General features: G+C 41.7%; 19 protein-coding genes and 1 riboswitch. Of the genes, 4 read left to right on the top strand and 15 right to left on the bottom strand.

Features of this window, described 5'->3' with window-relative positions; translation table 11 throughout:
- The first annotated feature begins 86 nt into the window (after positions 1 to 86).
- Positions 87 to 1,115 carry a glycosyltransferase family 2 protein gene (locus tag DXB39_RS07370; protein WP_117841355.1) on the top strand — a complete coding sequence of 343 codons (1,029 nt, stop codon included), beginning with the start codon at positions 87 to 89 and terminating at the stop codon, positions 1,113 to 1,115.
- Positions 1,116 to 1,193: 78 nt separating this feature from the next.
- Positions 1,194 to 2,534, top strand: coding sequence for a butyryl-CoA:acetate CoA-transferase (locus DXB39_RS07365; RefSeq protein WP_117698665.1), 1,341 nt, complete (start codon positions 1,194 to 1,196; stop codon positions 2,532 to 2,534).
- Positions 2,535 to 2,632: 98 nt separating this feature from the next.
- Here the strand turns inward: DXB39_RS07365 and DXB39_RS07360 are convergent, their stop codons facing one another.
- The 5 genes from DXB39_RS07360 to metK all read right to left on the bottom strand — a co-directional run bounded on the left by DXB39_RS07360 (position 2,633) and on the right by metK (position 8,111).
- The gene (locus DXB39_RS07360; RefSeq protein ID WP_117698664.1) at positions 2,633 to 3,709 is read right to left on the bottom strand and encodes an AI-2E family transporter; all 1,077 of its coding nucleotides are present in this window, start codon (positions 3,707 to 3,709) and stop codon (positions 2,633 to 2,635) included.
- Positions 3,710 to 3,727: 18 nt separating this feature from the next.
- Positions 3,728 to 4,501, bottom strand: a complete 774-nt coding sequence (locus DXB39_RS07355; protein WP_117698663.1) for an RluA family pseudouridine synthase — start codon at positions 4,499 to 4,501, stop codon at positions 3,728 to 3,730.
- A 9-nt stretch (positions 4,502 to 4,510) separates the two neighbouring features.
- Positions 4,511 to 5,200 carry a response regulator transcription factor gene (locus tag DXB39_RS07350; RefSeq protein ID WP_022243614.1) on the bottom strand — a complete coding sequence of 230 codons (690 nt, stop codon included), beginning with the start codon at positions 5,198 to 5,200 and terminating at the stop codon, positions 4,511 to 4,513.
- Entirely contained in the window at positions 5,193 to 6,680 is a 1,488-nt protein-coding gene (locus DXB39_RS07345) for a sensor histidine kinase (protein ID WP_117841356.1), read from the bottom strand. The genes DXB39_RS07350 and DXB39_RS07345 overlap by 8 nt, the downstream gene beginning before the upstream one ends.
- A 243-nt stretch (positions 6,681 to 6,923) precedes the next feature.
- Entirely contained in the window at positions 6,924 to 8,111 is a 1,188-nt protein-coding gene (gene metK, locus DXB39_RS07340; protein WP_022243616.1) for a methionine adenosyltransferase, read from the bottom strand.
- A 153-nt stretch (positions 8,112 to 8,264) separates the two neighbouring features.
- Positions 8,265 to 8,366, bottom strand: a riboswitch (SAM riboswitch).
- A gap of 249 nt (positions 8,367 to 8,615) precedes the next feature.
- On the opposite strand from metK, the gene DXB39_RS07335 reads away from it, so the two are divergent.
- Positions 8,616 to 9,746, top strand: a complete 1,131-nt coding sequence (locus DXB39_RS07335) for an HD-GYP domain-containing protein (protein WP_117841357.1) — start codon at positions 8,616 to 8,618, stop codon at positions 9,744 to 9,746.
- A gap of 275 nt (positions 9,747 to 10,021) precedes the next feature.
- Here DXB39_RS07335 and DXB39_RS07330 read toward each other — a convergent pair whose 3' ends face one another.
- The 10 genes from DXB39_RS07330 to DXB39_RS07285 form a co-directional block, all read right to left on the bottom strand.
- On the bottom strand, positions 10,022 to 11,314 hold the full coding sequence (locus DXB39_RS07330; RefSeq protein WP_117841358.1) for a UDP-N-acetylglucosamine 1-carboxyvinyltransferase: 1,293 nt from the start codon (positions 11,312 to 11,314) through the stop codon (positions 10,022 to 10,024).
- 150 nt (positions 11,315 to 11,464) lie between these two features.
- Positions 11,465 to 13,096, bottom strand: coding sequence for a M23 family metallopeptidase (locus DXB39_RS07325; protein WP_243006003.1), 1,632 nt, complete (start codon positions 13,094 to 13,096; stop codon positions 11,465 to 11,467).
- Between the two features lie 3 nt (positions 13,097 to 13,099).
- Complete coding sequence (locus DXB39_RS07320) at positions 13,100 to 13,603, bottom strand: shikimate kinase (RefSeq protein ID WP_117841359.1); 504 nt, start codon at positions 13,601 to 13,603, stop codon at positions 13,100 to 13,102.
- 89 nt (positions 13,604 to 13,692) lie between these two features.
- Positions 13,693 to 14,790, bottom strand: coding sequence for a peptidyl-prolyl cis-trans isomerase (locus DXB39_RS07315; RefSeq protein ID WP_158565975.1), 1,098 nt, complete (start codon positions 14,788 to 14,790; stop codon positions 13,693 to 13,695).
- 75 nt (positions 14,791 to 14,865) lie between these two features.
- On the bottom strand, positions 14,866 to 18,414 hold the full coding sequence (gene mfd / locus DXB39_RS07310; protein WP_117841361.1) for a transcription-repair coupling factor: 3,549 nt from the start codon (positions 18,412 to 18,414) through the stop codon (positions 14,866 to 14,868).
- 12 nt (positions 18,415 to 18,426) lie between these two features.
- The gene (pth, locus tag DXB39_RS07305; RefSeq protein WP_117698657.1) at positions 18,427 to 18,987 is read right to left on the bottom strand and encodes an aminoacyl-tRNA hydrolase; all 561 of its coding nucleotides are present in this window, start codon (positions 18,985 to 18,987) and stop codon (positions 18,427 to 18,429) included.
- On the bottom strand, positions 18,975 to 19,727 hold the full coding sequence (locus DXB39_RS07300) for a sugar phosphate nucleotidyltransferase (protein WP_022243623.1): 753 nt from the start codon (positions 19,725 to 19,727) through the stop codon (positions 18,975 to 18,977). The genes pth and DXB39_RS07300 overlap by 13 nt, the downstream gene beginning before the upstream one ends.
- 399 nt (positions 19,728 to 20,126) lie before the next feature.
- Positions 20,127 to 20,396: a septation regulator SpoVG gene (spoVG, locus tag DXB39_RS07295; protein WP_117698655.1), complete on the bottom strand. Its 270-nt coding sequence runs from the start codon at positions 20,394 to 20,396 to the stop codon at positions 20,127 to 20,129.
- 39 nt (positions 20,397 to 20,435) lie between these two features.
- Positions 20,436 to 21,554, bottom strand: coding sequence for a glucose-1-phosphate adenylyltransferase subunit GlgD (gene glgD / locus DXB39_RS07290; RefSeq protein WP_117698654.1), 1,119 nt, complete (start codon positions 21,552 to 21,554; stop codon positions 20,436 to 20,438).
- On the bottom strand, positions 21,551 to 22,825 hold the full coding sequence (locus DXB39_RS07285) for a glucose-1-phosphate adenylyltransferase (protein ID WP_022243626.1): 1,275 nt from the start codon (positions 22,823 to 22,825) through the stop codon (positions 21,551 to 21,553). Before DXB39_RS07285 ends, glgD begins: the two co-directional genes overlap by 4 nt.
- Positions 22,826 to 23,117: 292 nt before the next feature.
- Here DXB39_RS07285 and murC point away from each other — a divergent pair, with 292 nt between their 5' ends.
- Positions 23,118 to 24,497 (top strand): UDP-N-acetylmuramate--L-alanine ligase, encoded by a 1,380-nt coding sequence (gene murC, locus DXB39_RS07280; RefSeq protein ID WP_117841362.1) that lies wholly within the window; start codon positions 23,118 to 23,120, stop codon positions 24,495 to 24,497.
- Positions 24,498 to 24,562: the final 65 nt, after the last annotated feature.

Raw genomic sequence — 24,562 nt, 5'->3', positions numbered from 1 at the left:
AATTCTGTCCCTACTGATATACTTTTTCCCTGAAATATGCGATAATAAATATGTTTGTATAGGTGCTTGCGAAAGGAGATGATTTGATGATAACAATAAGCCTTTGCATGATTGTAAAAAACGAGGAGCAGGTTCTCTCCCGCTGTCTGGATTCACTCGCCGGTCTGATGGACGAAATCATTATCGTGGATACCGGCTCTTGCGACCGCACCAGGGAAATTGCTGCCCGCTATACCGATAAAATCTATGACTATATCTGGAAGGATGACTTTGCAGATGCCAGAAATTTTGCTTTTTCCAAAGCTTCCATGGAATACATTTATACCGCAGATGCAGATGAAGTCTTAGATGATGAGAACCGGGAACAGTTCCGGCTTTTAAAAGAAGCCATGGTTCCGGAGGTCGAAATTGTACAGATGAAATATGTGACCAAAAATGAATTTAATACGGTGCTTAACTTTAAAGAAGAATACCGTCCGAAGCTCTACCGGAGACTCCGTACCTTTACCTGGATTGACCCGATTCACGAAACGGTTCGCTTAGACCCGGTTGTCTTTGACAGTGATATTGCTATTACGCATCTTCCGCAGTCCCTGCACAGCAGCCGTGATTTCAAAGGCTTCTTACTGGCATTTGACCGGGACGGACGGCTTTCCGAAAAATTGCAGCGGATGTATGCCAAAGAGCTCCTCATGACCGGGGAGAAAGAAGATTTCATTGCCGCCGCAAAAGTATTTCTTGCTACCTTAAAGGATGAAACCGCTTCTGGGGATGCCCGCAAGGAAGCCGGCTGTATCTTAAGCCGCTGCTACCGGATTACCGGAAATGTCAATGAATTTTTCAAGCTGGCACTGAAGGATATGATTACTACCCCTTGTGCAGAAATCTGCTGCGAATTGGGAAATTATTTTTTTGACGCAGAAGATTATGATGAAGCAGCCGTGTGGTACTACAACGCAGCCTTTGAAACTGCCAGCATTCTTGATGTCCATACCAGTGGAAATATTCCGCTGAACGGGCTGGCTGACTGCTATGAAAAATCCGGGAATGCAGCCCAGGCGGAAGAATATAGAAATGCAGCCAGACAATGGCAGCTCCCAGACGATAATTCTTAGTCCCTTCGACTTGAATAATCATGTACGAAGTGGTACTATGATAATAATTTAACAAACAAAATATACAGGAGGTTTTTCATGGATTACACACAGGAATATAAACAGAAATTAGTCTCCGCAGATGAGGCTGTCAAAGTCATCAAATCCGGTGACTGGGTAGATTATGGATGGTGTACCGGAACTCCGGATGCACTGGATAAAGCCCTTGCAAAACGTACGGATGAATTAAAGGATGTCAACTTAAGAGGTGGTATTCTGTTAAAACCGTTAGCTGTCTTCGAACGTGAAGATGCCGGCGAACACTTTACCTGGAACTCCTGGCATATGTCCGGAATCGAGCGTAAATATATCAACCGCGGTTTTTCTTACTACGCTCCAATCCGTTATTCCGAGCTTCCAAGATACTATCGTGACTCCGCTACTCCGGATGATGTAGCAATGTTCCAGGTTGCTCCAATGGACAAACATGGATATTTTAACTTTGGACCAAACGCTTCTCATATGATGGCAGTTTGCGAGACTTCCAAGAAAATTATCGTTGAAGTAAATAAAAATATGCCTCGCTGCTTAGGCGGATTTGAAAACAGCATCCATATTTCCGATGTTGATTTCATCGTAGAAGGCGAGAATCCGGCTATCGGTGAATTAGGTGGTGGCGGAGCTGCTACTGAAATCGATCAGGCAGTTGCAAAATTAATCGTAGATGAGATTCCAAATGGTGCATGTCTCCAGCTTGGTATCGGTGGAATGCCAAATGCTGTTGGTTCCATGATTGCAGAATCTGATTTGAAAGATTTAGGTGTACATACCGAAATGTACGTTGATGCATTCGTTGATATTGCAAGAGCAGGAAAAATCAACGGTTCCAAGAAAAACATCGACCGTTTCCGTCAGACCTATGGTTTCGGTGCAGGAACTCAGAAAATGTATGACTACTTAGATGAAAACCCGGAACTTATGAGTGCTCCGGTAAGCTATACCAATGATATCCGTTCCATTTCCGCACTGGATAACTTTATTTCCATTAACAATGCAGTAAATGTAGACCTCTTCGGTCAGGTAAATGCAGAGTCTGCTGGAATCAAACACATCAGTGGTGCCGGCGGACAGTTAGACTTCGTTCTGGGTGCGTACCTTTCTAATGGTGGTAAGAGCTTCATCTGCTGTTCTTCTACCTTTACAACCCGGGATGGTCAGTTAAAATCCCGTATCCTTCCTACCTTAGATCCAGGATCTATCGTAACCGATACCCGTGCCAACATCCACTATCTGGTAACAGAATATGGTAAAGTCAACTTAAAGGGACTTTCTACCTGGCAGAAATGTGAAGCAATTATCTCTGTCGCACATCCGGACTTCCGTGATGAATTAATCGCAGATGCAGAGAAAATGCATATCTGGAGAAGAAGCAACAAATAACCACGTAACTTTTAAAAATCCCATGGGATTATCCCATGGGATTTTTGCAATATGATAGGTGGAACCCTTATGATTCTGTCCATAAATGCACACAATTTTCATGTTATCTCTTTTTCCTCTCTTCCACAGATACTGCGATAAATTTCCCAGATTAAAAATCCGGAAAGTGGACCTAAAATAACACCGGCTGTTCCATATATTTTCAGACCTGCATAAATACTGATGATAACCGCCAGCGGATGCACGCCCAGCCCTCTTCCCATAAGCCTTGGCTCCATAAATTCCCGGATAAAGGTACTCAATATAAACAGTATACCATATATCACTGCCGCAAAATACTTTCCACGAAACAAATCGATAATCAGCCATGGAATAAAGACAAGTCCTGTGCCAATAAAAGGCAGTGCATCACTTACTCCAATCAGCACTCCCACCAGAATGGCATAAGAATTTCCGGTAAGGAACAGACCTGCTATACATACGCCACTAATCAGTGCCAGAATAGTAAACTGTGCTTTAAGATACGTTCCGCCGGCATGACACATATTTTGAAATATCCGTCCACCCCAGGAATAAAAGCTGCTTTTTCTCCAACGCTGCACCAGATTATCATAATCACAGAGTATCAATACTGCCGCCACAACAGTTACAATGCAGATACCAAAGAATGCTGCCAGTCCCCGCAAAGATGCCAGCGAGCCATTCATCATTGCCGGAATCAGCTTCGTTTCTGCCTGACTGCTGACATATGCCGCGCAGTTTTTTCCCCACTGCACCATTGTCTCTGCTTTCATGCCGGTGATTTCCGCAACCCGCTCACAGCAACTGCACCAGAGCGTATCTGCTTTTCCAAATAATTCCGGATAATTCGTTATCAATGATGCAAGTTCGCAGATTCCCTTGTATACAAGATAGCCCATCGGCAGAAAAATCACTGCCAGCAGCAACAGCACTGCCGCCGTACTTACAATTCCTTTGGGAAGCTTTGTTTTCTCTGACAGAAAAGCTACTGGTTTACATAATGTTCTTGCAATAAGGATTGCCAGTAAAAAAGGAATTACAATCGGCAGTGCGAAACGCATTCCCAAATATACTGCAACTGTAATCCCTGCTAAATATATAATCTTTTTTATAAGTTGTCTTGTTTTTCCAGTCATACCATCAGTATGTGGCATCCCGGACTTTTTTATGTATTATAAATCTGAAAATAAATGAAATGCCTGACCTTCCGGTGTTATCTGAAACTGCATCTTCTTTTTGCTAGTGGGATGCAGAAATTCCAGCCGATAAGAACAAAGTGCCAGTGGCATCTGCCTCATTCCCGGCAGACTTTCATTCTTCCTTCCATACTTTCTATCTCCCACCAATGGCCAGCCATGATGCGACATCTGCACACGGATCTGGTGATGCCGCCCGGTCTCTAATTTTACTTCAAGAAGACTGATTTCTTCCGCAGCTTCAGTTTTTTCCGATGTTCCATCCGCTGTACCCGCTCCTGAAGCAGCTTTTCCATCTCTGCTATCTCTATCATCAAGCGTACTACATTCCAGCACCCGATAGGTTAACGCCGCCCGCTTTGCATCTGCGGTTCCCTGTTTTACGACAGAAGAAGTATTACTTCTGCCATCCTTCTTAAGAAAGTCAATAAGCTGTCCTTCTTTCGGTTCTGCTTTTCCATATACCACTGTCAGATAATATTTTCCAAAACCGTTTTTCTGCATCTGCCGGTTCAGCTCTGCTGTGGCTTCTTTGGTCTTTCCAAAGACCATTACGCCTTCCACCGGCTGGTCTAAGCGATGGATGATTCCAATAAAGGGAGTCTCTCCTTTTGCAGCAAGATAATTCCGAAGCAGGCTCTCCATATCCTGCTCGCCCATACGCTTCGTCTGCACTGCAATCCCTGCCGGTTTTACACAGACAAGCAGCTTGTCATCCTCATATAAAATATGTTCTGCAATCTTATACATATGTTTTTCCTATAATTTGAAACGGTAACCTACCCCCCAGATTGTCTCGATATACTGAGGCTTTGCGGTATCCATTTCAATCTTCTCACGAATCTTTTTGATATGTACCGTTACGGTTGCGATATCACCAACGGATTCCATATCCCAGATTTCTTTAAACAGTTCTTCCTTGGTAAATACATGATTCGGATTCTGTGCTAAGAATACCAGTAAATCAAATTCCTTTGTGGTAAATGCTTTTTCCTCGCCATTTACCCAGACGCGGCGTGCTGTCTTATCAATCTTGATTCCACGAATCTCAATAATATCATTTTCCTGCACATTGCTGCCAATCAGTCTTTCATAACGGGCAAGGTGTGCCTTTACTCTTGCTACCAGCTCGCTTGGGGAGAATGGTTTTGTGATATAATCATCTGCACCTAGTCCCAGTCCGCGAATCTTGTCAATATCGTCCTTCTTAGCAGATACCATAAGAATCGGTGTATTCTTTACTTCACGAATACGTTTGCAGATTTCGAATCCGTCCATGCCCGGAAGCATCAGGTCTAAGATATACATGTCAAAATCAGATGCCAGTGCTTTCTCTAAGCCCCTTGCTCCATCACTTTCGATTTCGACATCGAAACCGCTTAACTCTAAATAATCCTTCTCCAGTTCTGCAATTGAAACCTCATCTTCAATAATCAATACTTTACTCATTTGGAACCTCCTGATATTTTCTCAGTACAAAATACATGATTGTACCTGTTTCTTCTTTACTGGTTGCCCATATCTTTCCGCCATGGTCTTCAATAATTTTACGGACAATGGATAAACCGATACCACTTCCGCCGGTTGCAGAATTTCTTGAAGTATCTGCCCGGAAGAACCGGTCAAAGATATATGGCAGGTCTTTCTTTGCAATTCCTTTTCCATTATCTTCTATCTCTACCTGGATAAAATCACCCACATCCTTTACACGAATATTGATAAAGCCCTTCGGCTTATCCAGATATTTGATGGAATTATTAATAATATTATGAATGACACGCTTTAACTGCTCCGGGTCTGCAATAATCTGCACATCATCCCCAGCGTAATTAAAATACGATAAACCAATATTTTTTGCCTCTAAATCCAGGCCGATTTCTTCTACGCAGTCATCGAAATATTCCATTACATTTATCTTGCTAAAATTATATGGAATTCGATTAGTATCAATCTTTGAATAAAGTGTCAGCTCATTTAATAATAAATCCATCTCATTGGCTTTATTATAAATGGTCTTGATATATTTATCCCTTTTTTCCGGCGTATCTGCCACACCATCCATCAGGCCTTCCGAATAACCTTTCACAGCAGTAATCGGGGTCTTTAAATCGTGGGCAATATTACTGATTAAAACACGGTTTTCTTTCTCTGATGCCAGCTTCTCTTCTGCAGAATCTTTCAGTCTCTGCCGCATCTCTTCGAAGTTCCGGCACAGCTCGCCAATTTCATCATTGCTGTCTATTTCCAAAGTAAAATCAAGGTTGCCCTCTTTAATATTCTGGGTTGCCATCTCTAACTTCTTAATCGGAGTAATGATGCTCCGGTAATTCCATATGGTAAGCATACCTGCCGTCAACAAAAGTATCAATAACACAGAAATAATAATATCTATCAGAAGTTCCTTCATTTCCGGCACAAGTGATTTAATAGATGTAATTACAAACAACGTTCCTTCCGAACCATCCGAAAAATCAAAGTCAATCCGCTTAATCATTTCCTGTTTATCACTGTCAATGAAATAGCCGGTCTCTCCCCCTGTCTTGGTATCCATGTAATCCGGCAGATTTTCCGGAACCGTATTCAAATCATTCGTTCCCACATAGACTTCTTCATTATCCCTCATGACAATCAGGTAGGAGTTTTTCCCCTGCAGAGTCTCATTAACGTGCATTAAATATTTCATGTCCAGGAATTTGTCCGGGTCGCTTTCCGCTGTATCCAGTAACTTCTGACAACTGTCCTTTGTCACCCGGTTCCACATCTGCACCGTATTGGTCAGATAACTAATATTTCCATCTTCCACCTGATAGGTGTTGGCAATATCTCTTAACTGAAAATAACGGAATCCGCACATTGCCAACGCGGCCAATGTCACCGGCACAAATATGATAATACAAAATGATATAATCAGCTTTGTCCTTAGTTTCATTCTCAAGCCTCCAGTTTTTCATAATCATAGTATACCACATGCAGTCTCTTTTCCCATGAAAATTCTGAGAATTATTCTAAAGAATTTATAAATTATTTTCCAACCACCCAAAACTCTTTGCTGGTTTTCTCATTAAAATGCCAAAAGACCTCTTTCCGGCATTTCAATCATTTCCCTTAAGAAATAAATCTTTTCCGAAAAGAGGTCTTTCTTCTTTATACTATTCTGGAATCTATTCCAATATTATAAGTGTTTCTTTAATTCATCAACTTTGTCCAACGCTTCCCATGGAAGTGCAACATCGGTTCTTCCAAAGTGACCATATGCTGCTGTCGGGCGATAAATCGGTCTGCGTAAATCAAGCATCTTGATAATTCCTGCCGGACGAAGGTCAAAGTTCTCACGGATAATTTCTACTAATTTCTCATCAGAAACTTTTCCGGTACCAAAAGTATCAACCATAACAGAAGTAGGCTGTGCTACACCGATTGCATAAGATAACTGAATCTCACAACGCTCTGCAAGACCTGCTGCTACTAAGTTCTTAGCAACGTAACGTGCTGCATATGCTGCTGAACGGTCAACCTTAGTGCAATCCTTACCGGAGAATGCTCCGCCGCCGTGACGGGCGTATCCACCGTATGTATCTACGATAATTTTACGTCCGGTAAGACCTGCATCACCGTGTGGTCCACCGATTACGAAACGTCCGGTTGGATTGATGAAAAATTTAGTATTCTCATCAACTAATTCCTTTGGAAGGACTGGGTCAAAAACATATTTCTTAATATCCTCATGAATCTGTTCCTGGGTTACATCCTCGTCATGCTGTGTAGAAAGTACAACTGCCTCTAATCTCTTTGGTTTTCCAGCCTCATCATACTCTACAGAAACCTGTGATTTTCCGTCTGGTCTTAAGTATTTTAAAGTACCATCTTTACGAACTTTGGTTAACTGTAATGCCAGTTTGTGGGCTAAAGAAATCGGATATGGCATATATTCCGGTGTCTCGTTGGTTGCATAACCAAACATCATACCCTGATCTCCGGCACCGATTGCTTCAATCTCCTCATCAGTCATTTTATTTTCTTTTGCTTCCAAAGCCTTGTCAACACCCATTGCAATATCCGGTGACTGCTGGTCTAATGCTACCATAACAGCACAGGTATGTCCGTCAAATCCGGTTTCTGCATGGTCATAACCGATTTCATTTACAGTATTTCTTACAATTGCAGGAATGTCTAATTTTGCCTTTGTAGTAATCTCTCCTGTTACAAGTACAAATCCGGTACAGCTTGCTGTCTCACAGGCAACACGGCTCATTGGATCCTCTGCCATACATGCGTCAAGAATTGCATCTGAAATCGCATCACACATTTTGTCTGGATGTCCTTCTGTTACGGACTCTGATGTGAATAATCTTTTTTCCATCGTTTTCTCCTCTCGTTTTGTTGATTCCCTTATTAAGTATCTGGTGGGTGCGCTTGGCTCCTCTTTCTTCCAGACCTTTTTTCGCTGCTCACATAAAATAAAAAAACCGCTTACATCATAAGCGGACCCGATAACGGTAAAGATAATCAAATCCTCTTATTGTTCGACTTGCTCGCTCAGGTTGGCACCTTCCTTATGCTGTGGGGTTGCCGTGACTTCATTGATCCTATGTATCTCCATCACTCTGAATAAGAGAAATTACAATATTGAATTTTCAAATCTCTATGGGAGAGAATACACCTATTATATCGAAATGTCAAGCACCATATTTTCTCATCAACAGAGAAAACATTCCTTATTACTTTTTGTATCCTTTTGACAAATTTTACCGGTTTTTACTGTTAAGATTGACATTTTTAGCAAAAAGAATATACTTAAATAGGAATATAATTGTGATTTGTTCTATCATAATTATAAAATCCATCCAGAACGAGGACCACATGCATGAAAGAATATCAGACAAAAGATTTGTTACCAGGTATGGTTACAGCAATTCCTGTCCGCACCAAGCGTGGACAGCTTATTATTAATCCGAATGTAGAACTTACGCGTACCCTGATTTCCAGACTGGAATTTTATGGCATCGCCAGTGTGCAGATTACAGAAAATAAACAGGTCGCTGCTCCAATGGAAACGCCAAAGGATCCGGCATATTTTCCTGCCAAAAGCCCTGTTTCTGCACCAAGTCCGGTTTCTGATGCTTCTTACTCACAGAAGCTCAAAAGTTCTCCGGAATTCCAGCGTTTTCAGGTGGATTTCACCCTGCGTTCCCAGGATTTAAAGAACTGTTTTGATGCTTACCTTTCCGATGGAGGAACCGTAAACAAAGAAGAGCTTTTATCAAAGACCATTTCTTTAGTAAGTCCAAAGCAGACCACTCTGGATGTCTTTGATATGTTACATAATATGCGTCAGGTCAACGACAGCACCTATGCACACAGTCTGAATGTTGCCATCATCTCTCGTATTATCGGAAAATGGCTGCATTTTTCCAATGAAGAATTAGACACTCTCACCCTTGCCGGTCTGCTTCATGACATCGGTAAGACAAAAATTCCGGATGAGGTCTTAAATAAAGACGGAAAATTAACAGATGAAGAATTCCAGATGATTCGTAATCATCCGAAATATGGCTATGATATTTTAAAATCCCAGCCATTAAATTCCCATATTAAAAAGGCAGCTCTCATGCACCATGAACGTTGCGATGGTTCCGGTTATCCAATGGGGCTTACCATGGAAGAAATCGATGACTATGCACTCATCATTGCGATTGCCGATGTTTACGATGCCATGACAGCAGCACGCTCCTATCGTGCTCCCCTTTGTCCGTTTGAGGTAATCGCCGAATTTGAAAAAGATGGTCTGCAGAAATATAAGCCAAAGTATATTCTGACCTTCTTAGAGAATATTGCCAATGCATACCAGAACAACCGGGTTATGTTAAGTGATGGTACTTCCGCCCGCATTGTTTTATTGAATCATCGTCGTCTTTCCAAGCCACTGGTTCAGTTAGATGATGGAGCCTGTATCGACCTTGAGAAAAGTCCTTTATATATCAAAGCAATCATATAAAAAGAATGTGCCTTGGCACATTCTAGCGCCTGCGGCGGTCGCTTGCGACATCTGCCTTATACGCCGCAGTGCGCATCCTCGCGGAGCGTTTTATACTTTACAGGAAAGCAATTTCCTGTAAAGTATAAAAGATATCTGATAACTATGCCTCATTTGCAGCATATTTACCAGATATCTTTTTTGGGTTATGATAACGCTTTTTAACACTTCTGTCTCATTGCAATATTCATATTAGTATTTATATTCAGAACTTTCTATATTGTGATGCTCTTATCTTATGATACTTTCAATGTGAATTTCTGGATTTCTTTCTCGGAGCTTACTTTTTCAATCATTGCACCAAGGGAAGCTAATTTCTCTTCAAAATGTTCATATCCACGTTCAATATAATAAATATCATCTACAATGGTGATGCCTTCTGCTGCAAGACCTGCAATTACAAGGGCTGCACCTGCTCTTAAATCCGGAGCACTGACTCTTGCACCTGTGTATTTTTCAACACCGGTAATAATTGCAATATTGCTCTCTACTTTCACCTGTGCACCCATACGGGTCAGTTCATCTACATATTTGAAACGGTTTTCAAAAATACTTTCTGTTACGGTACTTGTTCCTTCTGCTAATGCTAAAAGCACCGACATCTGTGGCTGCATATCTGTTGGAAAGCCAGGATACGGCAAAGTAGTTACCTGGGTATGATGCAATGGCTTGCTGGATACCACACGTACTGCATCATCAAATTCTTCCACTTCACAACCAATTTCAATTAATTTTGCTGTGGTTGCCTCTAAATGCTTGGGAATAACATTTTTAACAGTTACATCACCTTTGGTTGCAGCCGCTGCAAACATAAAAGTTCCTGCTTCAATCTGATCCGGAATAATAGAATATTCTGTTTTATGAAGCTTCTCTACACCCACAATACGGATGACATCTGTTCCTGCACCACGGATATTTGCTCCCATGCTGTTTAAGAAGTTTGCTACATCTACGACATGTGGCTCCTTAGCTGCATTTTCAATAATAGTCTTTCCCTCTGCCATGGATGCCGCCATCATAATGTTGATGGTTGCTCCTACAGAAACTTTATCTAAATAAATATGGTTTCCCACCAGATGCTCTGCAGTAGCAGAAATTAACCCATGCTGAATATCAACATCGGCTCCTAACGCACGGAAACCTTTCAGATGAAGGTCAATCGGACGGGTTCCGATTGCACAGCCACCCGGAAAAGCCACTTCTGCTTTCTTATATTTTCCAAGTAATGCTCCTAACAGATAGTAAGAAGCTCTGATTTTATTAATATATTCATAGTCCACGCTCAAATCATGAATCAGTGAACCATTAATCTTTACCTTATGTTCTCCAAGACGCTCTATCTTAGCACCAATTCCCTCCATGGCACTTAATAACACATTAATATCACGAACGTTTGGTAAATTATCTATTATTACGGTCTCATCCGTCATAATTGCTGCCGCAAGAATTCCCAGTGCAGCATTCTTAGCTCCACCAATCTCAACTTCGCCAACCAAAGGATTTCCACCTTTAATCACATACTGTTCCATCTCGCACCTCTATGCTTAGATTCCCTACAAAATTGCAAACAAAATATTATAGTAACTTATTTCCTCTTTTGTCAAGTATTTCTCGTACCTCAAAAGAATTATCTACAATAGTATTATTATATTATATATTCACTGACTTGTAAATCGAAATTAATTCAGATAGTTCACCGGATTTACCTGGGAACCATTAATTAATATCTCAAAATGCACATGCGGACCTGTAGAACGTCCCGTACTTCCGCTTAATGCAATCACTTCACCCTGTGATACGCTCTGCCCTGCTTTTACCAGTAATTTACTGTTATGTGCATAACGTGTCATTCTTCCATCCGGATGGCTGATTAAGACACAGTTGCCATAACCGGAAACATAACCGGCACTGACTACTACACCATTGCTGGATGCAAATACCTTGGTTCCGGTCGGACATGCCCAGTCAATTCCTTTATGCATTCTGCCCCATCTTCTTCCAAAACCGGAAGAAACTCTTCCGCCAATCAGCGGTTTAATGTAAGTTGGCGGTATCTTGGTTCCACGCTCAATAACTGCCGGCGTTGACTCTGTCAGTATGGTCTGGTGGATCATACTCCGCTCCGTCTCAATTCCATTCTCTGTTGTCACCACCATATTAACCTCGCGATGTCCGGTAGTTCCCTCTGCAAGCACCACTTCGTCGGTCGTATACCAGGAATCATTCGGTACAATCTCCGGCTCTGCGGTATAATCCTCTTCATATACTACGCCTTCGCTGATCCGTAAGCTGATGTCCGGCTGAGGCACCGACAGAATCAGTTCTTCACCGGCACTGATTACTGCATCTTCCCCGGACAATCCATTGAGTGCGATAATTGCTGCCACCGATGTATCATGCTCCTGTGCAATGACCGACAGACAGTCTCCCGGCTGTATCTCATATATTTTATTCGTTTCTTTCTCTTTTGTTACTTCTTCCACCGCGGCATCTATATCCGTCAGAGTGTCCGCTGCTACCAGATTGGTGAACACTTCCACATCCTGTGCAAATTCCATCGAAAGAATTCCGGTTTCATAATTATTTTCCCCGGGATTCTCCTGTGCATCGGAAAGATAGGTCCCAAGCTGCTGCACAATACCGGCATCCGCAGAATCTTCTGTTTTTTCTGAAACGCCTGCCTCTTTTAAGTTTGCAAGAAGCATTCCCTCCTGATGATCTGTTTCCTTTTTGAACTCTATCTCGAACCGATTGTCCGTATCCTGTTCTTCCTTCAAACGTCCTAAAAACGTTTCTACTTCATCTAAAGTTGCAAAAGAAAGCTGGTTTTCACCGGCACTTACCGTATATGCAAAGATTTCTCCGGAATTTTCTTTCTTAAGCTCCTTTGTAATCTTTTCTTTTAATGCAGTTTCACTTAACAGCTTCTGAAATGGCTTATGGCTTTCTGTTGTCTCATAAGAAATCTCCTGCATCAGATAGCCTTCACTCTCTTTTGCCATTTGCCGCCGGCTTTCGTGTACTGCCTTTTCCACATCTGTCTTGTTGCTGACACAGCCTACCACTTTATTATTTACGGTTACCACAAAATAATTCTGTCCCAACGAAAATTTCTGCAAAAGTACCACCAGTACCAGACAGACGAAAAATATGCCTGCTGCCCACATGCGGATACGAATCTTTTTATCGACTTTTCCAATTCTATTTAAAGTTGTTGATTTCTTTTTCTGCTCCTGCATCTTATCTGACTTCTTCATTTTATCTGATTCCTGTATCTTCACAGGTTCCTGTGCATTCCCTGGTATCTGCATCTTTTATTCCATCCCGAGTTTTTCTTTTACCACATCGATTGTTTCACGAATAGACAATCCCTCTTCACTTACGGTGATATCCGCATATTTTTCATAATATGCCGTTCTCTCATCATACAAATCTTTCAGGGTCTGTCCATCTTTTAATACTACACCGCGGTTTTTCAAATCACCAAGACGCTCTTCTAATGTCTCATAAGATACACTCAGATAAAGTACGGTTGCAATTTCTTTATAATGCTCCATGGCTTTTGCACAATATACTGCACTGCCTCCTGTGGCAATGACTGCTTTATGGCCTTCTATGCTGCTGTTTCCCTCATCCTCAATCTCAAGAAATCCTTCTGTTCCGTGCTCTGCAATCAGCTCACACAAAAGCTTTCCAGTCTGCTGCTGGATGACTAAATCTGCATCCACAAAATTATAGCCTAATGCCTTCGCCAATACGACACCTACAGTACTTTTTCCTACGCCCGGCATTCCGATTAATACGATATTGTCTTTCATTCCATACTCCTGTATCTATGTGATAGAAAAGAAGCAGAAAAATAAATTTTCTGCTTCTCTATGTTCTTGTCACTTTGTAATTTCTGCAATTATTCTGTTGCTGCCTCTGATGCTGTCTCTGTCTCACTTACAGATTCTGTTTCTGTATCTGTTTTCTTGATGGTATAGAGCTTATCAAAATTAACAGCTGCCCATACATCATCATTTACCGTCCATTCTTTTTCTTCCTTGTAGCTGTCGCATACTTCCGTATATTTATCGGACTGACGCTGGGAAACAATTGTTTCTTTCTCTTTGTCGGTTGCATCACGGTCAAATTCACTGTCTAAGCGGATAACATAATATCCTTTTCCATCTACGGAAATCATGGAAGAAACTTCTCCCTCTTTTAACGCATCTGCTGCTGTAATAACGGATGCATCCATACTTCCGGTTGCTGTTCCATCTTCACCGATTTCATCACTGCCGTATGAATAAGTGCTTACAGTATATCCGTTGTCTGTTGCTGCTCCATCAAAATCGGTTTTCGCTTCTTCTGCGATTTTCTCTGCAGTTTTTTCTAATTCTGCCTTCTCATCATCGGTATATTCCACATAATTCTTGCTGTCATCATAATGTGCCTCGGTAGAAACCTTGATATAACTGAAGGTTCTCTGTGCCGCTTCTTCATCAGAAACTTCGGTATCTGCAGTTGCAATGATTGCATTATACATCTTCTTCTGAATCAGGTTCAGTCGAAGCATTTCTGCTACATATTCTTTCTTGGCACCCATGGTCCTGATTGCTTCCTTACTATTATCATCCATGAACTGCTGTGCTGCAGTATCAATATCAGAAAGCTCCTCATCCGTTATTTCCACACCATAGTCTTTCATATGGTCTTCTAAGAGATAATTGGTCCGTATCTGTGTCAGGATTCCATCTTTTACATTATCCTGCATAGTCTTACCGTTTCCGGATAAATCCTGTGACCACATATTTTCCTTAGCATATCCCATGGTAATATAGCTGTCATAGGATACTGCTGTATACTGTGCCATAAAGTTGGCAAGTCCAAGTGAAATCTCTTTATCTCCTAATGTAGCAACAACTGCATCTTCATCGATTCTGCTGCCACATCCTGTCATAGCTACGGAAGCTGCAGTAACAACCGCCAATGCAAGTGCTGTGAATTTCTTAAATCTCATATCACGTTCCTCCAAAATATTTATCATCGTTCTATTATAGTGCTTTTTCGTACATGCCGCAAGATTTTTATGCAGTTAAGCATCCTTTTTTATGGTTTTTTCTACCAGAATCGTCTGCACATCCAACACAAACTGGCGGATATAGTCGATACTGCTGCCTGATACTGTCCGGCTGTTGGTTCCCCGGTTCAGCACAAAATACGGTCCTTTCTGATCCGGTATAAATTTCAACGCATGATCATATTTTGACAGAAGTTCCGGTATTTTTGCCGGATTCACCGCAGCTTTTTCATACATGACAAAGCGCACTGTATTGCCACGCTCTACCACTTCCTTCATATACGCCTGATGCGCCAGCACTTTTATCAATGCAATGGAAAGAAGGTTTGTTACTGATTTTGGCGGGTCTCCAAAACGGTCTGTCAGCTCATCAAGCATCTCATCACTTTCTGAATCATTTTCAATGGCTGCAATTCGTTTATAAATATCCAGCTTCTGTGTCTCGTTTGGAATATAGGACGGTGGGATAAATGCATCCATTTCCACATCTACTGTTGTATCGAAGCTTTCTTCCACTCCGATTCCCTTCTCCTGTTTGACAGCCTCATTGAGCATCTTGCAGTAAAGGTCATAACCGACTGCCTCCATGTGTCCGCTCTGCTGGGCACCCAGCAGGTTTCCGGCTCCACGGATTTCCAAATCCCGCATGGCAATCTTAAAGCCGCTTCCTAAGTCTGTATATTCCTTGATTGCAGCCAGACGTTTCTCTGCGATTTCTTTTAACATTTTATCCCGGCGGTACATTAAGAACGCATATGCCGTCCGGTTGGAACGTCCTACTCTTCCGCGAAGCTGATAGAGCTGTGACAGTCCCATATTATCCGCATCATGAATAATCATGGTATTTACATTGGAAATATCAAGCCCCGTCTCGATAATCGTTGTGGATACCAGCACATCAATCTCTCCGTTGATAAACTGATACATAATATCCTCAAGTTCCCGTTCCTTCATCTGTCCGTGGGCAAATGCCACATTGGCATCCGGCACCAGTTCTGAAATTTTCGCTGCCATTTCTGCAATCTGGTTTACCCGGTTAAATACATAATAAACCTGTCCGTCTCTTGCTAATTCCCGGCAGATTGCCTCCCGCACCATTTCTTCATTATATTCCATGACATAAGTCTGGATTGCCACACGATCCATCGGCGGCTCCTCTAAAACACTCATATCACGGATTCCGATAAGGCTCATATGCAATGTCCTTGGAATTGGTGTTGCCGTTAAAGTCAGCACATCCACATCCTTTTTCATCTGCTTGATTTTCTCTTTATGAGCCACACCAAAACGCTGCTCCTCATCGATAATGAGAAGTCCCAAATCCTTAAATTTCACATCCTCAGAAAGCACTCTGTGGGTTCCGATAATAATATCCACCATGCCTTTTTTCAAATCTTCGATGGTTTTCTTCTGCTCTTTTGGGCTGCGGAAACGGCAAAGCAAATCTACTCTTACCGGGAAATCTTTCATCCGCTGGGCAAAGGTATTATAGTGCTGCTGCGCCAGGATTGTGGTCGGTACTAAATAAACTACCTGTTTTCCCTCCTGCACCGCCTTAAAGGCAGCACGGATTGCCACCTCCGTCTTGCCATATCCTACGTCTCCGCAAATCAGACGATCCATAATCTTGGTGCTTTCCATGTCCTTCTTGGTTGCTTCAATGGCAAGTTCCTGATCTTCTGTCTCCTCAAATGGAAACATCTCTTCAAATTCCTTCTGCCATACAGTATCCGGACCATAGACATAGCCTTCTTTGTTCTGCCGGATAGCATAGAGTTCCACCAGTTCGTGGGCAATTTCTTTTACCGCACCACGCACTCTGGTTTTTGTCTTATCCCAGTCCGGGCTGCCCAGCCGGTTTAGTTTTGGTTTCTTGGCATCGGAACCGGCATATTTCTGAATCAGTTCCAGCTGGGTTGCAAGAATATAAAGATTGCCTCCCTTGGCATATTCAATCTTGATATAATCCTTGACTTTTTTATCGACTTCGATTTTCTCGATTCCACGATAAATGCCAAGGCCGTGATTTTCATGTACCACATAATCACCTACATGAAGGTCACGAAAGCTCTGTATCTTTTCTCCCTCATAGAGGCGGTGTTTCTTCCGTTTCTTCTTTTCCTGCCCGAATATATCACTTTCTGTGATAACCGCAAATTTAATCAGCGGGTATTCGTATCCACGTTTTACTTTTCCATAGGCAGTTAAGATTTCTCCCGGCTGCAATTCCCGTTCAAAATCTTTGGCATAATAACAGCTTACCTCTTCTTCCTGTAAATCCTTCGCCAGATGCTCTGCCCTTGTCTTAGATGCGGATAATACAACGACCCGGTATCCGTTTTTCTTATAATTCTTTAAATCCTTCACCAGCGTTGCAAAGCTGTTATTATAGGAATTCACACCCTGCACCTGAATATGGTAACGGTTCGTAATGTCTAACTCCCGCACCTTCATATCCAGTGCTGCCAGTGCAAGTCCGTGGAAACTCTGCATCTTCGCAGTAATTTCCTTTCCGGTAAAGAGCGTTTCTGCCTGTCCCGGCAGGATATAACCCTTCTCCAAGCGCTGCTTCATGCTCTCTTCAAATTCCTGCTCTGTCACTCTGCCCTTTTCCATCAGCCGGGCAGGTTCATCCAGGACTAAAAGAGTCTCGTCTTTGCCAAAATAATCCAAAAGGCTTACCGCCTCCGGGAAGAAATATGCAAGGCTGCTGTCCAAATTAGCTGCACCACCTAATTCTTCTATCTCTTCTTCCAAAGCAGCCGCCGTCTGTTTGATGCGATGGCCTTCTTCATTTTTCATCTGGTCGCGGAACTTCTTTTCTGCTTTTACCGCTTCCTGTCGAATTTTCTTCAAGCCCGCCTGCTTCCGTTCTTCCGTCAGCACCAGTTCCGTTGCAGGATACAACGTAATTTCTTCCAAATTCTCTATGGAACGCTGGCTCTCAGCCTCAAAGCTTCGCAGGGAATCAATGGTATCTCCCCACATTTCAATACGCAGCGGATTTTCTTCCGTCAGAGGATATATATCAAGGATTCCTCCACGCACCGCAAATTCTCCCGGCATTTCCACCTGATAATTGCGCACATACCCCATCTGCAAAAGCCGCTTTGTCTCTGCCTCAAAGTCTAATTCGTCTTCCACCTTATAAGTACGCACCGCTTCTTTAAAGGCTTCCAGTCCTGCCATCCGGTTCATCAGTCCGTCAAAAGTCAATACCACTGTAACCGGCTTCTTTTCGGATAAACGTTTTAACAGGGCAATCCGCTCTCCGGTAAGCTGATTACTTCTGATATCCGACTGATAAAATAAAATATCCTTCGCTGGGAAATAGAGAGTCTCCCTGTCGAAAAAACGATAATCTTCTAAGATTTCCCTTGCTTTTTGTTCGTTAAAAGTAACGATGATTTTATTTCTAAAACCATCGTTCGCCGCAAATACCATATGTGCCTTCTGCGCATCCATGCATCCGGATATCTGAACGATACCCGGACTGCTCTTTAGCTGCTTTAAGGCATTTTGCAATTCTTCCAGTTCCGAAAGGGGCTGCAAAAATACATTCATAATGTTCTTCCTTTAATTATAGTCATTCATTGCCTGTTCGATTTTTCCATCGACAATCAGTTCTACCGCAGATACCGCATCTAAAAATGCTTCCTCTGCCAGTTTCCGGTCTGCCTTATCCATATGGCCAAGGACATGGTCTGCCAAATCCCAGCCCTGTGGTTTCTCACCGACACCTACCTTGATCCTGGCAAACTGCTCTGTTCCCACCTGCGCAATAATATTTTTAATTCCATTGTGTCCGCCGGCACTGCCTTTTTTACGAATCCTTATTCTTCCCGGTGCCAGGCTGATATCATCAAAAATCACTAACAGTTCACTGGCCGGATCCACTTTATAGAAATTTACTGCTTCAGCGATGCTTTCTCCGCTTAAGTTCATAAAAGTCTGTGGCTTCACCAGAACAACTTTTTCACTTCCGATCATTCCTTTGCCGCAGATTGCTTTATACTTTTTTTCGTCCATCCTTATATTATATTTTTCTGCCAGTACATCCATGACATCAAAGCCAACATTATGTCTGGTATGTTCATATTTCTTTCCAGGATTTCCAAGTCCCGCTATAATGTACATTCTTTCTTCCTTCTTCTGATGATTTCTGCAGCTGATTCTAACTGCTTCTGGTCATTTACTCCATTGATGTCTTCCGGGCTTTCCAGTGCAAATGCATCTACACGAAGTCCTTTATCCTTTAATATCGTAAGCGTATCCGGCAGATAATATTCACCCTGTGCATTATTCGGCTGAATCTTATCCAATGCCTGTGATAATTCCCAGGTATTAAACACATACATTCCGGAATTAATCTCATGGGATTTCAACTCTTCCTCGTTTGCATCCTTATGTTCTACGCTCTTTATAAATTCTCCTGATTCATTGCGGATAATTCTTCCGTATCCGGTCGGGTCATCTATCGTTGCTGACAATACGGTTACTGCATTTTTATGCTGGATATGATGCTCCAAAAGCTGCTTTAAGGTTGCAGATGTAATCAGTGGCGCATCTCCAAAAAGAATCAGTGTATGTCCATCTTTTCCCAGAAAATCCTTGGCACATTTTACCGCATGACCAGTTCCAAGCTGCTGCTCCTGCAGTACAAATGTTACATCATCTTTATGTGAAATGGTATTCTCTACCTCTTCATGCTTATAGCCTACCACCAGACAGATATCCTCCGCTCCTGCTCCTTCTGCCGCTTCAATTACATAATCTACCAGACACTTTCCGTCTATTGTATGCACTACTTTCGGAAGGTCTGACTGCATTCTGGTTCCCTTTCCAGCTGCCAATATTACCGCTTTTAATGCTTCCATATTTTTATCCTCTTTATTCCTCTCCGGCTTTCTGCCGAAAATACTGTTATATTTTAGTATACTTCTTTCTCAGAAATTTGTCATCCTTTTTTCCACAATATGAAATAGATGACAATGTAAATCTGCCGTGGGGCAAATGGAAAAGCGAAAAAGACTATAAGGAGCACTAAGAATTTTGAAAAAATTTTTATCAGTTCTGACAACCGGCACTTCCCTGTGCCGGCGTTGTCTGTTTTCGCCCGAAATTCCAAGTGCTCCTAACAGTCTTTTTCATGCTTTCTCATTTGCCCCACGGCATATTTATACTTCATTCTATCAATTGTTCAAAAAAAGAAGTGTGAAAAACAGGCTGCCACATTTCTGTGACAGCCTGCTCGTCTTCCTTATTCTATGTACGTGTTACGCCTCCTCAGCTGCAATTTCACTTTCGTACTTTTCTAAAATAATCTGCTGTATCTTATTTCTGGTATCTGAGTTAATTGGATGTGCAATGTCTCTGTATTCCCCATCAGCAGCCTTGCGGCTTGGCATTGCAATGAAGAGTCCCTTCTCTCCGTCAATCACCTTGATATCATGTACAACAAATTCTTCATCTATGGTAATGGATACCACAGCTTTCATTTTACCTTCTTTTTCAACTTTACGTATTCTTACATCTGTAATCTGCATTATGTTACCCCCTTCACGCCTTTCTCTTAAGTCTTCTGCCTACAGTGCATATCTGTCATTGCGTTCAAGTACAACCTTTACTCCGTCGTCACCGCAATAATACGTGTTGGCTTTCAGCGTTCCACGGCTTTCCACGATACAGTTTTCAATATGCGTATTATCTCCAATGTATACGTCATTGAGAATAATGGAATTCTTGATTACACAATTCTTTCCTACAAACACATTTTTAAACAATACAGAATTTTCTATTTTACTGTTGATGATACATCCACTGGAAATCAGGCTGTTCTTCACATCAGAACCTGCATTGTATTTTGCTGGTGGATAATCATCTACTTTCGAATAGATATGCGGTGTCTCACGGAAGAAGTAATTTCTCACATCCGGTTTCAGGAAATCCATATTTGTATTGTAATATGAATCTACTGTTGCAATATTGCTCCAGTAATCTTCCATTTTATATCCATAAATTCGTTTCATATTCTTATAACGAATCAGAATATCTGTAACGAAATCCCATCTGTCTTCCTGACCGCTCCGCTCTAACATTTCAATCAGCTGTCTTCTGCGGATGATATAAATACCGGTAGAAATTGTATTAGAGCTGGATACCATAGGTTTCTCTTCAAACTCTGTGATTCTGGATTCTTCATTCATGCGGATTACACCAAAGCGGCTGATATCTGCGCCTTCCGGCATATCCTTGCACACAACAGTTATATCAGCTTTCTTCTCAATATGGTAATCCAATACCTTATTGTAATCCAGCTTGTATACACAATCACCACCTGTAATAATTACATATGGCTCATGACGTTTTTTCAAGAAATCAATGTTCTGGTACATTGCATCTGCAGTTCCTCTGTACCACCAGCTGTTGTCAGCGGTTACGGTAGGAGTGAAGGTATAAAGACCTCCCTGTTTTCTCCCGAAATCCCACCATTTGGATGAGCTTAAATGTTCATTTAAAGAACGTGCATTATACTGAGTCAGCACTGCAACGGTCTGAACATGTGAGTTGCTCATATTACTCAATGCAAAATCAATGCATCGGTAACTTCCACCGATTGGCATTGCTGCAATTGCACGCTTGCTGGAAAGTTCCTGCATACGATGATTGTTTCCACCTGCTAAAATTAATCCTAATGCCTTCATATTCTGTCACCTTCCTTAATAATAGCTCCACCGCCTGCTAACATTCCATCTGGATAATCTGACGGTTCCGTTACTCCGGAAATCGCTGTATTTTTTCCAATTGAAACTCCGTCTGGTATTACAGAATCTTCTCCGATAGTAACCAGATCAGATGCATATACTTTTTCATTCAATGTGCTTGGTGCATACTCGCCTACGCCTAAGTGGCAGTTTGCTCCAACAATGGTCTTATCTGCAATAATGGATTTCTCCACCACAGTATTCTCTCCAATCACACATTCTTTCATGATAATGGAATTGTGTACCACCGCACCCTTTTCAATCCGGACTCCTGCACCAATTACAGAATTCTGCACTTCTCCATAAATTTCAGCACCTTCTCCGATAATGCTGGTATCAACCTTGGACTCTGCTGCAAGATACTGCGGAGCTACATTATCGCTCTTGGTATAAATCTTCCAGTATTCTTCATAAAGGTTAAATTCCGGAATCAGATCAATCAATTCCATATTTGCTTCCCAATAGGAGGAAAGTGTTCCAACATCCTTCCAGTAACCATTGAATTCATAAGCAAATAAACGCTTTCCATTCTCATGGCAGTATGGAATAATATGCTTTCCGAAGTCACAATTACTCTGATCCTTCATAGCAATTAAACTGTCACGCAATACTTTCCAGTTGAATATGTATATTCCCATGGATGCGAGGTTACTTCTCGGATGTTCCGGTTTTTCCTCGAACTCTTTAATTTTTTTATTTTCGTCTGTTATAACCACACCAAAACGGCTTGCTTCTTCTATTGGAACAGGCATTGCTGCAATTGTTACGTCTGCATTATTTTCCTTATGGAAATCAAGCATTACTTCATAATCCATCTTATAAATATGGTCGCCTGATAAAATCAGCACATAATCCGGATTATAAGTCTCCATATATTTCAGGTTCTGGTAAATCGCATTTGCTGTACCAGTATACCATTCACTGTTATCACTTCTCTCATATGGTGGAAGAACCGTTACTCCTCCGTTATTACGGTCTAAGTCCCACGGAATTCCAATTCCAATATGTCTGTTTAATCTCAATGGCTGATACTGTGTCAGCACTCCGACGGTATCAATACCTGAGTTGATGCAGTTGCTCAATGGAAAGTCGATAATACGATACTTTCCTCCAAATGCGACTGCAGGCTTCGCTACACCGGAAGTTAATACTCCAAGACGGCTTCCTTGTCCGCCCGCCAAAAGCATGGCTATCATTTCTTTCTTAATCACGTCATTCACCTCTCGTCATAAAATCAGGTCATTTTGGTATAACAAAAGTATAACACACTGCCCATATGTTGTACAGCATTTTGTATAATTATTTTATCTTTTTTCGCAAATTTTAGTCATTTTAGACAATTTTCAAACATTTCTTGTCATTTTTACAAAATCACCTCCATTATTTTGCATTCTTTTTTCCTGACAGACAAAATAGATTTGCAAATTCCCTGCATATGGTTATAATATTAGGAAGAAATCTTTTCTCAAGAAACGAAATTATAAGTCAGGCAGGTAAAGAATTATGTATTCATTAAATTTTGAAGAACCTATTCATGTACATTTTATCGGTATTGGCGGTATCAGTATGAGTGGTCTTGCAGAAATCTTGCTGGAAGAAGGTTTTACCATTTCCGGTTCTGATGCAAAGCAGTCTGCGCTTACCGACAGCCTTGCAAAAAAAGGCGCAGCCATTTACATTGGCCAGAAAGCATCTAACTTATCCATCCGTCCTGCACTGGTTGTCTATACTGCTGCCATCCGCGAGGACAATGAGGAATTTAAAGCAGCCGTAGATGCCGGTATTCCAATGCTTTCCCGTGCAGAACTGCTTGGACAGATTATGGATAACTATGAGAAATCCATTGCAGTTGCCGGTACCCATGGAAAAACCACTACCACATCCATGATTTCACAGATTCTTCTTGTTGCAAAGGCTGACCCTACAATCAGTGTTGGTGGTATCTTAGAAGCAATCGGTGGAAATATCCGCGTAGGTGGTTCAGAAGTATTCATTACCGAGGCCTGCGAATATACCAACAGTTTCCTGCATTTTCATCCGAAATACAGTATCATCACCAGTGTGGAAGCTGAGCATCTCGACTTCTTCAAAGATATCGATGATATCCGCCGTTCTTTCCATGAATTTGCCGGAAATACTGCACATGATGGTGTATTAATCATCAACGGCCAGATTGCAGCTTTAGATCAGATTACCAACAATTTGTCCTGTAGCGTCACTACTTATGGTTTATGCGAAAACGATGACTTTTATGCTAAAAATATTACTTATAATGACCATGCCTGCGGCACATATACTCTGATGCACAAAACCGAAGACTTAGGAACCGTTTCCTTAAGTGTTCCAGGCAAGCATAATGTCTCCAATTCACTGGCTGCCATTGCGCTTTGCTTAAATCTCGGTCTTCCTTTGGATGTTATCAAAAAGGGACTGCTTCAGTTTGGCGGCACCAAACGTCGTTTTGAATACAAAGGAACAAAGAACGGTATCACCGTTATCGATGATTATGCCCATCATCCGACTGAAGTAGCTGCTACATTAACCGCAGCCCGGAATTATCCACACGGACGGATTATCTGCGTTTTCCAGCCACACACTTATTCCAGAACCAAGGCATTCTTAAGTGATTTTGCCCGGGTACTTTCCATGGCAGATATTGTAGTCCTTGCAGACATCTATGCAGCCAGAGAGAAAAATACGATCGGAATTTCTTCCAAAGACCTTTTGGCAGAGCTTCAGAAAAACGGTCAGGAAAGTTATTACTTCCCGTCTTTTGATGAGATTGAAAAATTTTTATCGGAAAAATGCATAAACAATGATTTGTTGATAACTATGGGGGCCGGAGACGTGTATCTTATAGGAGAACACCTGCTTCAGCAGTAGTTATCCACATTATCCACATCGTAATTCACATTTTTGTGAATTATGGATGTGGATTTTTTTGTTTA

This window comes from Roseburia sp. OM03-7AC, assembly GCF_003462625.1.
GTDB classification, from domain to species: Bacteria; Bacillota; Clostridia; order Lachnospirales; family Lachnospiraceae; genus Roseburia_C; species Roseburia_C amylophila.
Note: the sequence above shows the minus strand (reverse complement) of the source record. Positions and strands in the feature narration are given on the sequence as shown.